Raw genomic sequence first — 10,778 nt, 5'->3', positions numbered from 1 at the left:
GCGCGCGTTGTCGAGGTTCGCCGACAGCCCCTCTTCAAGCCCCAGTCCGTTGCCGATGATGAGATCGGCATCCTCCATCGCTCCGGCTTCCTTCGCCGAGATGCCGAAGGAATGCGGATCGGAGTTCGGCTGCATCAGCACCGTGACCTCTGCGTGGTCTCCGACGAGGCTGTGCACGACATCGCCGAGGATGTTCGTCGTCACCACGATCGACGGCTCATCGCCTCCTTCCGCGCAGGCGGTCAGTGATCCGAGCATGGCCAGCGTGAGCGCCGCCGCCGTGAGGTGGTGCCGTGTGCCCATCACCGCCCCGTCACAGCCAGGCTTGCGGGTGCCCCACCGAGGTCGAAGCTGCGCGCCTCACGCAGCCCACCGGCCGGGTCGAGTTCAAGCACTGCCCCCGACGCAGGGTCGCTGACATAGGTGCGTTCGCTGTCCACGGCCACCGAGGGTCCGGCTCCGTGACCCTGGCTCTCGGCGTCGAAGGGTGCGATGAGCTTCTTCTTCGTCAGCACCTTCCCGGTCTCTGGGTCCAGCGAATAGACGGTCCCGTCTTCGTCCAGGGCCACGACCGCGGAATCGTCGGGGGCGATGCCGGCGGAGACCACCTCGGCGTCGGTGTCGGCGAAGGTCCACTCATCCGTCGTCGCATCGAGGATCCCGATGCCACCATCGTCGAAGGGGGTCGCGGCGAGGTCCCGACCGACCTCGACAGACCACGCGCGCTCGCCGGTCTCCTCGGGGTAGGGCAGCACCTCGGCGTCGAAGTCCTCGTTGACCCTGATCACGCCGTCGGCGCAGGCGAAGACCAGTCCATCACGAGTGACGCCGGTGCCGTGGATCTCGTCGCATCTCGCATCGATCGGCGAGGCCTGGCCCTTGTCGTCGTACACGGTGAGTTCGGAGGGCAGATCCTCGGCCTTGTCTCCTGGAAGTGTGGACACGAAGTGGTCTTCGAAGGGATCGTCACTCCGTGGTGGGCACCCGGCTTCACGGTGCCGAGCTGGTTGAGTTCGCCGTCGCCGAGTGCGCTCCGGTCGTAGATCTTCGCTCGGCCCTCTCCGTCGAAGAAGAAGGCCACCTCTGTCGGCGTCGAGACGACGTGCGCGGGGTCTGCCCCGTCGATCTCACCGATGGTCTTCGGCTCGGCCTTGTAGTAGTGCCTGTGGTCGCCGTGGTCGACCGTCCATGCCCCCGTGTCGACGGTCGTGACCGTTCCGGCTTCACCATCGCCGAGGTAGAGATATCGGGAATCTGCCCCGACAGGGTCGTCGACGGTGAGCCTTCGACCTTCTCTACGACGTTCTCGGTGAGCAGGTCGACGACCGAGACTGCGCCGGTCTTCGCTTCGCTGACGGCCAGGCGCAGCTGCGGCTCATCGGCCTCCTCCGCGCCTTCGACATATCCGTGGGGAGCCGTCGACTGGCTGGGACTGCCGGCCCGTTGGCCGATTGCTGTCCCAGGCACCCGGTGAGGGCGAGCAGTGCGATCAGTGCCGCGCTGGATGCGGCGAATTCTGTTGTCCTCGTCATGAGATCTTTCTATTGATAATGGTTCTCATTGTATTGAGAGTATCGTAGCGCACTTCTCACCCTCCTCGCGACGAGCACCACGAAGAAGACGAGGACGGTGAGCAGCGCAATGGTCGCGCCGGCAGATGTCTGGGCATACCAGCTAACAAGCAGCCCCAAGAAGCACGCGCTCGCACCGATCACCGAGGCGGCCGCCATGATCACCCCGACGCGGTCGAAGAGAAGGCAGGCCGTGGCCGGGGGCCCGATGAGGAGCCCGAAGACGAGGAGAGTGCCGACGACCTGGAACGATGCGACGACTGCCAGGGCCGTGAGCATGAGCATCGCACTATGGGTCCAGCCGGGCCGCATGCCCAGGGTTGCCGCCTTGCGCTCGTCGAAGGCGAGCGCAAGGAACGGTCGGTGCAGGAGCGTGCAGGCCAGTACGCCGAGGCAGGCCGCGACGGCGAGGACGATCAGGTCCTGACCGCGGACACCGAGCACGTCACCGAAGAGGAAGCCCGTGAGGTCGACGGCGAAAGATTGGGAATGGGACACGATGACCACGCCGACGGCCAGCATTCCGACGAAGAGCAGTCCGATGCCGACATCCTGGGACAGCTTCGACTCGCGAGACACCCAGGTGATCCCGGCCGCCATCACCAGAGCACTGGCCGCTGCGCCGATCATGAGGTGACCACCGAGGAGCGCCGCGATTGCGACTCCCGGCAGCATCCCGTGCGACATCGCGTCCCCGAAGAAGGCCAGACCGCGCAGGACGACCCAGGTGCCGATGCACCCGCACAGCACTGCGGCGAGCACACCGGCGATGAGGGCGCGGAGGACGAAGGACACCTCGAAGGGCGCGAATAGGAATTCCATTCGATGATGATAACCATTATTGTTAGAGTGTGGACAATCCGATCACCCTCACCAACCTCAGCGCTCACTATGGTGCGCATCTCGCCCTTGACCAGATCACCCTGGCCGCTCCCCTGGGCCGAGTCACGGCACTCGTCGGCGCCAACGGCTCAGGCAAGTCAACGGTGCTCATGGCACTGGCAGGCCTGCTCAGACCGACACACGGATCGATATCCGGCCTGCCGTCCAATGTGGCTTTCGTGCCTCAGCGCAGTTCTGCTCCCGACCACCTTCCGATTACCGTCAGACAGGTCGTGGCCATGGGCAGATGGAGCGCACTGGGCCTCTTCGCCCGCCTCGGCAGTGATGATCAGCGGATCGTCGACGACTGCCTCGCTCAGCTGCGCATCGACGACCTCGCCTCGCGTCGCCTCGGTTCACTTTCCGGGGGTCAGCGTCAGCGTGCCCTGGTGGCTCAAGGTCTGGCACAACGCGCGGACCTGCTGCTCCTCGACGAACCTCTGGCCGGAATCGATGCTCGCGCGTCCGAGGACATCACCTTGGCCATCGACTCCGAGCGCAGCCGGGGCGCCACGATCGTCATGGCCACGCACGAGCGCACCCAGGCAGCTCGGGCCGACCACGTCGTCCATCTGTGCCAGGGTGCGCTCGCGTTTCGGTGAGCACTCACCAGAACTCGATCACCAGAACTCCCGCGCCGGTGAACCGTCGCCGCACGGAACCTCACTCATCTACGGGACGGGCGGCCACCTCGGCGGTCTCTGCATCGATCCTGTCCTGGTCGGCCCGATGTTTGGCCGCGGCCTTGGCCTCCTGGTGCTCCGCCCGGCGCTCCTTGCGCCGTTCGACGAGGAGGTAGAGGGCGGGCACGAGGATCAGGGTCAGCACGGTCGAGGAGGTCAGGCCGCCGATGACGACGATCGCCAGAGGCTGGGAGATGAAGACTCCCCCGCCGGTGAGTCCCAATGACATGGGCACGAGGGCGAAGACCGTGGCAGCGGCAGTCATCAGGATCGGCCGCAGGCGCAGCCGGGTGCCGTGGATGATCGCGTCCCACAGCCCCATCTCATGCTCGCGCAGCTTGTTGACGAGGTCGATGAGCACGATCGCGTTGGTCACCACGATGCCGATGAGCATGAGGAGGCCGATGAGCGAGGGGATGCCCAGCGGTGTGCCGGTCAGCAGCAACAGCAGCACGGCACCGGTCGCGGCGAAGGGAATCGACACGAGCAGGATGAGCGGCTGGACGAAGCTGCGGAAGGTCGCGATCATGACGAGGAAGACCAGCGCGATCGCCACGAGCATTGCCCATCCGAGCTGGGAGAAGGAGTCGGCCTGCTCCTGGCTCGCACCGCCGACGTCAAAGCTCACACCATCGGGCAGATCCATGCTCGAGGTCAGTTCCTGTGCCTCGGTGGAGACTGGGTTGAGCTGTCCTTCGGCAGGGGTGGCGAACACTGTGACCTGACGGTTTCCGTCCTCCCGGGTGACGGTGGCTGGGGTTTCGGTCTCGTCGACGCTGGCGATCTCATCGACCGTGATCGGGTCGCCCTTGATGTCGGGGATCGCCGCCTGTTCGTCGGCGAGGTCCTGTTCCTCGGCCTGGCTCTCCTCCTGCTCGCGCTGGCTGTCGACGAGGTCGTCGATGGCGTCGTTGGCCTCGTTCAGGCCCTTCTCTGCCTGTTCGACGCCTTCTTCTGCCTGTTCCACTTGGTCGGCGGCCATGTCGCCGGGGCTCGGAGCCGGCGGTGGATTCTGGGCATCTCGCAGGGCCTTCCGTGCTTCTTCAAGCTGATCGGCGGCGTTGTCGCGGGCCTCCCGGGCCGAGTCAAGCTGATCGGCTGATTCCTCTTCGGCCTTGGCCTTGGCTTCCTCGGCCCTGCGGTCGGTCTTCTCTTCGACGGCATCGGTCGCGTCTTCCTGCGCGTTCTGCGTCTGCACCTCGGTGACCGGAAGCTCCAAAGCTCGGATCTCGCCTGGAGTCGCATCGGGGTGGGTCGGGGCGAGGAAGATATCTCGCTCCTTGCCCTCCAGCGTCAGAGTTCCGGCTTCACTTCCGTGCAGGGCTGCCGCAATGGCCTGTCCCACCTCGGCCTGGCTGTAGCCGTAGTCCGCGGCCTTCTCCCGGTTCACATCGACGTGGATGATCGGCTGATCGGAGGCGAGGTCATTGCGGGCGTTCGTCACGCCCTCGGTCTCACTCATCTTCTTCGTCACGGAATCGGCTGCCTCGCCCAGCGCTGACAGATCAGAGCCGGAGAGTTTGATCTCCACATCCTCATTCGCACTGCCTGAGGCGTCTTGGAGATCGATCTCGCCGACATCGTCGCCGAGTCCGTCGATCTGGTTCGACAGCCGGTTCGTTGCGATCTCCGCTTCGGAATCGTCCTTCAGGGTGATGTTGAAGGAGTTCTCGGAACCGGTTTCGGGTCCGTTGACGGTCGTCGAGTAGGTGTCGACATCTGGGTCGGAGGCGAGGACGTCTTCGATCTTCTTCGCCGCCTCATCACTGGCCTCGAGCGAGGATCCGGCTGGCAGAGTCTGCGCGATGTAGAGAGAGTTCTGCCCGGCGGCCCCGAGGAGGTCGGTCTTGAGGAAGCTGGCCATCATCATCGTCACGGCGAAGATCGCCACGGAGATGACGATCGTGCGCCATGGGTGTCGAAGTGCGGCCAGGATAGCTGGCAGGCTTCGCTGCTGCAGACGGTCGACCCTGTCCGAGGCCTCGCCATCGCCGGGCATCGGCGTCACCGGAGCATCGGCAGTCGCCGCCGGGAGCAGCGTCTTGCCCTTGGCGTCGCGTTTGGCATTCTTCCCGTCGATCTTCGACTGTCGTTTCTCTGCGCGCTTGATGCCCTTCTCCCGATGTTTCCGGGCCCACGCCTCATAGCTTGCGTCGGTGGCAGCCTGGCGCTTCGGGGAAAGGGGCTTCGGGCTCTTCCGCAGGACCCAGTAGCTGAAGACCGGAACGATTGTCAGCGCGACAAGGAGCGAGCCGAGCAGAGCCATTCTCCGTCACGGAGAATGGCTCTGCTCGGCTCGCTCCTTGTCGCGCTGACAATCGTTCCGGTCTTCAGCTACTGGGCCCCGGAAGAGCCCGAAGCCCCTTTCCCCGAAGCGCCAGGCTGCCACCGACGCAAGCTATGAGGCGTGGGCCCGGAAAACATCGGGAGAAGGGCATCAAGCGCGCAGAGAAACGACAGTCGAAGATCGACGGGAAGAATGCCAAACGCGACGCCAAGGGCAAGACGCTGCTCCCGGCGGCGACTGCCGATGCTCCGGTGACGCCGATGCCGGCGATGGCGAGGCCTCGGACAGGGTCGACCGTCTGCAGCAGCGAAGCCTGCCAGCTATCCTGGCCGCACTTCGACACCCATGGCGCACGATCGTCATCTCCGTGGCGATCTTCGCCGTGACGATGATGATGGCCAGCTTCCTCAAGACCGACCTCCTCGGGGCCGCCGGGCAGAACTCTCTCTACATCGCGCAGACTCTGCCAGCCGGATCCTCGCTCGAGGCCAGTGATGAGGCGGCGAAGAAGATCGAAGACGTCCTCGCCTCCGACCCAGATGTCGACACCTACTCGACGACCGTCAACGGACCCGAAACCGGTTCCGAGAACTCCTTCAACATCACCCTGAAGGACGATTCCGAAGCGGAGATCGCAACGAACCGGCTGTCGAACCAGATCGACGGACTCGGCGACGATGTCGGCGAGATCGATCTCCAAGACGCCTCAGGCAGTGCGAATGAGGATGTGGAGATCAAACTCTCCGGCTCTGATCTGTCAGCGCTGGGCGAGGCAGCCGATTCCGTGACGAAGAAGATGAGTGAGACCGAGGGCGTGACGAACGCCCGCAATGACCTCGCCTCCGATCAGCCGATCATCCACGTCGATGTGAACCGGGAGAAGGCCGCGGACTACGGCTACAGCCAGGCCGAGGTGGGACAGGCCATTGCGGCAGCCCTGCACGGAAGTGAAGCCGGAACTCTGACGCTGGAGGGCAAGGAGCGAGATATCTTCCTCGCCCCGACCCACCCCGATGCGACTCCAGGCGAGATCCGAGCTTTGGAGCTTCCGGTCACCGAGGTGCAGACGCAGAACGCGCAGGAAGACGCGACCGATGCCGTCGAAGAGAAGACCGACCGCAGGGCCGAGGAAGCCAAGGCCAAGGCCGAAGAGGAATCAGCCGATCAGCTTGACTCGGCCCGGGAGGCCCGCGACAACGCCGCCGATCAGCTTGAAGAAGCACGGAAGGCCCTGCGAGATGCCCAGAATCCACCGCCGGCTCCGAGCCCGGCGACATGGCCGCCGACCAAGTGGAACAGGCAGAAGAAGGCGTCGAACAGGCAGAGAAGGGCCTGAACGAGGCCAACGACGCCATCGACGACCTCGTCGACAGCCAGCGCGAGCAGGAGGAGAGCCAGGCCGAGGAACAGGACCTCGCCGACGAACAGGCGGCGATCCCCGACATCAAGGGCGACCCGATCACGGTCGATGAGATCGCCAGCGTCGACGAGACCGAAACCCCAGCCACCGTCACCCGGGAGGACGGAAACCGTCAGGTCACAGTGTTCGCCACCCCTGCCGAAGGACAGCTCAACCCAGTCTCCACCGAGGCACAGGAACTGACCTCGAGCATGGATCTGCCCGATGGTGTGAGCTTTGACGTCGGCGGTGCGAGCCAGGAGCAGGCCGACTCCTTCTCCCAGCTCGGATGGGCAATGCTCGTGGCGATCGCGCTGGTCTTCCTCGTCATGATCGCGACCTTCCGCAGCTTCGTCCAGCCGCTCATCCTGCTCGTGTCGATTCCCTTCGCCGCGACCGGTGCCGTGCTGCTGTTGCTGCTGACCGGCACACCGCTGGGCATCCCCTCGCTCATCGGCCTCCTCATGCTCATCGGCATCGTGGTGACCAACGCGATCGTGCTCATCGACCTCGTCAACAAGCTGCGCGAGCATGAGATGGGGCTGTGGGACGCGATCATCCACGGCACCCGGCTGCGCCTGCGGCCGATCCTGATGACTGCCGCTGCCACGGTCTTCGCCCTCGTGCCCATGTCATTGGGACTCACCGGCGGGGGAGTCTTCATCTCCCAGCCTCTGGCGATCGTCGTCATCGGCGGCCTGACCTCCTCGACCGTGCTGACCCTGATCCTCGTGCCCGCCCTCTACCTCCTCGTCGAACGGCGCAAGGAGCGCCGGGCGGAGCACCAGGAGGCCAAGGCCGCGGCCAAACATCGGGCCGACCAGGACAGGATCGATGCAGAGACCGCCGAGGTGGCCGCCCGTCCCGTAGATGAGTGAGGTTCCGTGCGGCGACGGTTCACCGGCGCGGGAGTTCTGGTGATCGAGTTCTGGTGAGTGCTCACCGAAACGCGAGCGCACCCTGGCACAGATGGACGACGTGGTCGGCCCGAGCTGCCTGGGTGCGCTCGTGCGTGGCCATGACGATCGTGGCGCCCCGGCTGCGCTCGGAGTCGATGGCCAAGGTGATGTCCTCGGACGCGCGAGCATCGATTCCGGCCAGAGGTTCGTCGAGGAGCAGCAGGTCCGCGCGTTGTGCCAGACCTTGAGCCACCAGGGCACGCTGACGCTGACCCCCGGAAAGTGAACCGAGGCGACGCGAGGCGAGGTCGTCGATGCGCAGCTGAGCGAGGCAGTCGTCGACGATCCGCTGATCATCACTGCCGAGGCGGGCGAAGAGGCCCAGTGCGCTCCATCTGCCCATGGCCACGACCTGTCTGACGGTAATCGGAAGGTGGTCGGGAGCAGAACTGCGCTGAGGCACGAAAGCCACATTGGACGGCAGGCCGGATATCGATCCGTGTGTCGGTCTGAGCAGGCCTGCCAGTGCCATGAGCACCGTTGACTTGCCTGAGCCGTTGGCGCCGACGAGTGCCGTGACTCGGCCCAGGGGAGCGGCCAGGGTGATCTGGTCAAGGGCGAGATGCGCACCATAGTGAGCGCTGAGGTTGGTGAGGGTGATCGGATTGTCCACACTCTAACAATAATGGTTATCATCATCGAATGGAATTCCTATTCGCGCCCTTCGAGGTGTCCTTCGTCCTCCGCGCCCTCATCGCCGGTGTGCTCGCCGCAGTGCTGTGCGGGTGCATCGGCACCTGGGTCGTCCTGCGCGGTCTGGCCTTCTTCGGGGACGCGATGTCGCACGGGATGCTGCCGGGAGTCGCAATCGCGGCGCTCCTCGGTGGTCACCTCATGATCGGCGCAGCGGCCAGTGCTCTGGTGATGGCGGCCGGGATCACCTGGGTGTCTCGCGAGTCGAAGCTGTCCCAGGATGTCGGCATCGGACTGCTCTTCGTCGGAATGCTGGCCGTCGGCGTGGTCATCGTGTCCCATTCCCAATCTTTCGCCGTCGACCTCACGGGCTTCCTCTTCGGTGACGTGCTCGGTGTCCGCGGTCAGGACCTGATCGTCCTCGCCGTCGCGGCCTGCCTCGGCGTACTGGCCTGCACGCTCCTGCACCGACCGTTCCTTGCGCTCGCCTTCGACGAGCGCAAGGCGGCAACCCTGGGCATGCGGCCCGGCTGGACCATAGTGCGATGCTCATGCTCACGGCCCTGGCAGTCGTCGCATCGTTCCAGGTCGTCGGCACTCTCCTCGTCTTCGGGCTCCTCATCGGGCCCCGGCCACGGCCTGCCTTCTCTTCGACCGCGTCGGGGTGATCATGGCGGCCGCCTCGGTGATCGGTGCGAGCGCGTGCTTCTTGGGGCTGCTTGTTAGCTGGTATGCCCAGACATCTGCCGGCGCGACCATTGCGCTGCTCACCGTCCTCGTCTTCTTCGTGGTGCTCGTCGCGAGGAGGGTGAGAAGTGCGCTACGATACTCTCAATACAATGAGAACCATTATCAATAGAAAGATCTCATGACGAGGACAACAGAATTCGCCGCATCCAGCGCGGCACTGATCGCACTGCTCGCCCTCACCGGGTGCCTGGGACAGCAATCGGCCAACGGGGCCGGCAGTCCCAGCCAGTCGACGGCTCCCCACGGATATGTCGAAGGCGCGGAGGAGGCCGATGAGCCGCAGCTGCGCCTGGCCGTCAGCGAAGCGAAGACCGGCGCAGTCTCGGTCGTCGACCTGCTCACCGAGAACGTCGTAGAGAAGGTCGAAGGCTCACCGTCGACGACCCTGTCGGGGGCAGATTCCCGATATCTCTACCTCGGCGATGGTGAAGCCGGAACGGTCACGACCGTCGACACGGGGGCATGGACGGTCGACCACGGCGACCACAGGCACTACTACAAGGCCGAGCCGAAGACCATCGGTGAGATCGACGGGGCAGACCCCGCGCACGTCGTCTCGACGCCGACAGAGGTGGCCTTCTTCTTCGACGGAGAGGGCCGAGCGAAGATCTACGACCGGAGCGCACTCGGCGACGGCGAACTCAACCAGCTCGGCACCGTGAAGCCGGGTGCCCACCACGGAGTGACGATCCCCTTCGAAGACCACTTCGTGTCCACACTTCCAGGAGACAAGGCCGAGGATCTGCCCTCCGAACTCACCGTGTACGACGACAAGGGCCAGGCCTCGCCGATCGATGCGAGATGCGACGAGATCCACGGCACCGGCGTCACTCGTGATGGACTGGTCTTCGCCTGCGCCGACGGCGTGATCAGGGTCAACGAGGACTTCGACGCCGAGGTGCTGCCCTACCCCGAGGAGACCGGCGAGCGCGCGTGGTCTGTCGAGGTCGGTCGGGACCTCGCCGCGACCCCCTTCGACGATGGTGGCATCGGGATCCTCGATGCGACGACGGATGAGTGGACCTTCGCCGACACCGACGCCGAGGTGGTCTCCGCCGGCATCGCCCCCGACGATTCCGCGGTCGTGGCCCTGGACGAAGACGGGACCGTCTATTCGCTGGACCCAGAGACCGGGAAGGTGCTGACGAAGAAGAAGCTCATCGCACCCTTCGACGCCGAGAGCCAGGGTCACGGAGCCGGACCCTCGGTGGCCGTGGACAGCGAACGCACCTATGTCAGCGACCCTGCGTCGGGGGCAGTGCTTGAACTCGACCCGGCCGGTGGGCTGCGTGAGGCGCGCAGCTTCGACCTCGGTGGGGCACCCGCAAGCCTGGCTGTGACGGGGCGGTGATGGGCACACGGCACCACCTCACGGCGGCGGCGCTCACGCTGGCCATGCTCGGATCACTGACCGCCTGCGCGGAAGGAGGCGATGAGCCGTCGATCGTGGTGACGACGAACATCCTCGGCGATGTCGTGCACAGCCTCGTCGGAGACCACGCAGAGGTCACGGTGCTGATGCAGCCGAACTCCGATCCGCATTCCTTCGGCATCTCGGCGAAGGAAGCCGGAGCGATGGAGGATGCCGAATCTCATCATCGGCAACGGACTGGG

General features: G+C 65.2%; 14 protein-coding genes. 9 read left to right on the top strand and 5 right to left on the bottom strand.

Annotated elements, in window-relative coordinates; all coding sequences use genetic code 11:
- Together HX613_RS08215 and HX613_RS08210 are read right to left on the bottom strand one after the other, a co-directional pair.
- Nucleotides 1-303 (bottom strand): metal ABC transporter solute-binding protein, Zn/Mn family (locus HX613_RS08215; protein WP_235344883.1); only part of this gene is annotated, 303 nt, incomplete at its 3' end.
- Complete coding sequence (locus tag HX613_RS08210) at nt 303-944, bottom strand: outer membrane protein assembly factor BamB family protein (protein ID WP_235344882.1); 642 nt, start codon at nt 942-944, stop codon at nt 303-305. The genes HX613_RS08210 and HX613_RS08215, both read right to left, overlap by 1 nt.
- Before the next feature lie 32 nt (nt 945-976).
- Between HX613_RS08210 and HX613_RS08205 the strand changes: the two genes are divergently transcribed.
- Nucleotides 977-1,474, top strand: a complete 498-nt coding sequence (locus tag HX613_RS08205) for a hypothetical protein (RefSeq protein WP_235344881.1) — start codon at nt 977-979, stop codon at nt 1,472-1,474.
- Between the two features lie 67 nt (nt 1,475-1,541).
- Here HX613_RS08205 and aztB read toward each other — a convergent pair whose 3' ends face one another.
- A complete protein-coding gene (aztB, locus tag HX613_RS08200; RefSeq protein WP_235344880.1) occupies nt 1,542-2,393 on the bottom strand; it encodes a zinc ABC transporter permease AztB in 852 nt (283 codons plus the stop codon).
- Between the two features lie 29 nt (nt 2,394-2,422).
- Between aztB and aztA (HX613_RS08195) the strand changes: the two genes are divergently transcribed.
- A complete protein-coding gene (gene aztA, locus HX613_RS08195; protein WP_235344878.1) occupies nt 2,423-3,055 on the top strand; it encodes a zinc ABC transporter ATP-binding protein AztA in 633 nt (210 codons plus the stop codon).
- 61 nt (nt 3,056-3,116) lie between these two features.
- Here aztA (HX613_RS08195) and HX613_RS08190 read toward each other — a convergent pair whose 3' ends face one another.
- Nucleotides 3,117-5,402 carry an efflux RND transporter permease subunit gene (locus HX613_RS08190; RefSeq protein ID WP_235344879.1) on the bottom strand — a complete coding sequence of 762 codons (2,286 nt, stop codon included), beginning with the start codon at nt 5,400-5,402 and terminating at the stop codon, nt 3,117-3,119.
- A gap of 134 nt (nt 5,403-5,536) precedes the next feature.
- Here HX613_RS08190 and HX613_RS22610 point away from each other — a divergent pair, with 134 nt between their 5' ends.
- The 3 genes from HX613_RS22610 to HX613_RS22600 are packed head-to-tail and all read left to right on the top strand — an operon-like array spanning nt 5,537 to nt 7,700.
- The gene (locus HX613_RS22610; protein ID WP_328284930.1) at nt 5,537-5,809 is read left to right on the top strand and encodes a hypothetical protein; all 273 of its coding nucleotides are present in this window, start codon (nt 5,537-5,539) and stop codon (nt 5,807-5,809) included.
- A complete protein-coding gene (locus tag HX613_RS22605) occupies nt 5,722-6,759 on the top strand; it encodes an efflux RND transporter permease subunit (protein WP_328284931.1) in 1,038 nt (345 codons plus the stop codon). Before HX613_RS22610 ends, HX613_RS22605 begins: the two co-directional genes overlap by 88 nt.
- Complete coding sequence (locus HX613_RS22600; protein ID WP_328284929.1) at nt 6,699-7,700, top strand: efflux RND transporter permease subunit; 1,002 nt, start codon at nt 6,699-6,701, stop codon at nt 7,698-7,700. Before HX613_RS22605 ends, HX613_RS22600 begins: the two co-directional genes overlap by 61 nt.
- 61 nt (nt 7,701-7,761) lie before the next feature.
- Here the strand turns inward: HX613_RS22600 and aztA (HX613_RS08180) are convergent, their stop codons facing one another.
- Nucleotides 7,762-8,394: a zinc ABC transporter ATP-binding protein AztA gene (gene aztA / locus HX613_RS08180; RefSeq protein WP_235344878.1), complete on the bottom strand. Its 633-nt coding sequence runs from the start codon at nt 8,392-8,394 to the stop codon at nt 7,762-7,764.
- 29 nt (nt 8,395-8,423) lie between these two features.
- Here aztA (HX613_RS08180) and HX613_RS08175 point away from each other — a divergent pair, with 29 nt between their 5' ends.
- The 4 genes from HX613_RS08175 to HX613_RS08165 form a co-directional block, all read left to right on the top strand.
- Entirely contained in the window at nt 8,424-9,140 is a 717-nt protein-coding gene (locus tag HX613_RS08175; protein WP_268826725.1) for a metal ABC transporter permease, read from the top strand.
- Entirely contained in the window at nt 9,085-9,273 is a 189-nt protein-coding gene (locus HX613_RS23015; RefSeq protein WP_442862596.1) for a metal ABC transporter permease, read from the top strand. Before HX613_RS08175 ends, HX613_RS23015 begins: the two co-directional genes overlap by 56 nt.
- Before the next feature lie 9 nt (nt 9,274-9,282).
- A complete protein-coding gene (locus tag HX613_RS08170) occupies nt 9,283-10,515 on the top strand; it encodes a PQQ-binding-like beta-propeller repeat protein (RefSeq protein WP_235344877.1) in 1,233 nt (410 codons plus the stop codon).
- Nucleotides 10,515-10,778 (top strand): metal ABC transporter solute-binding protein, Zn/Mn family (locus HX613_RS08165; RefSeq protein WP_235344876.1); only part of this gene is annotated, 264 nt, incomplete at its 3' end. The genes HX613_RS08170 and HX613_RS08165, both read left to right, overlap by 1 nt.

It is taken from the genome of Brevibacterium sp. UCMA 11754 (genome assembly GCF_021532275.1).
Lineage (GTDB): Bacteria > Actinomycetota > Actinomycetes > Actinomycetales > Brevibacteriaceae > Brevibacterium.
This window is presented reverse-complemented; position numbering and strand designations above follow the sequence as displayed.

Bases quoted from the DNA above. Each gene is read 5' to 3' on its own strand.
- HX613_RS08175 (WP_268826725.1), top strand. From the start codon at position 8,424: ATGGAATTCCTATTCGCGCCCTTCGAGGTGTCCTTCGTCCTCCGCGCC.
- HX613_RS22600 (WP_328284929.1), top strand. From the start codon at position 6,699: ATGGCCGCCGACCAAGTGGAACAGGCAGAAGAAGGCGTCGAACAGGCA.
- HX613_RS08190 (WP_235344879.1), bottom strand. From the start codon at position 5,402: ATGGCTCTGCTCGGCTCGCTCCTTGTCGCGCTGACAATCGTTCCGGTC.
- aztB (WP_235344880.1), bottom strand. From the start codon at position 2,393: ATGGAATTCCTATTCGCGCCCTTCGAGGTGTCCTTCGTCCTCCGCGCC.
- HX613_RS08170 (WP_235344877.1), top strand. From the start codon at position 9,283: ATGACGAGGACAACAGAATTCGCCGCATCCAGCGCGGCACTGATCGCA.
- HX613_RS22610 (WP_328284930.1), top strand. From the start codon at position 5,537: ATGAGGCGTGGGCCCGGAAAACATCGGGAGAAGGGCATCAAGCGCGCA.
- HX613_RS23015 (WP_442862596.1), top strand. From the start codon at position 9,085: ATGGCGGCCGCCTCGGTGATCGGTGCGAGCGCGTGCTTCTTGGGGCTG.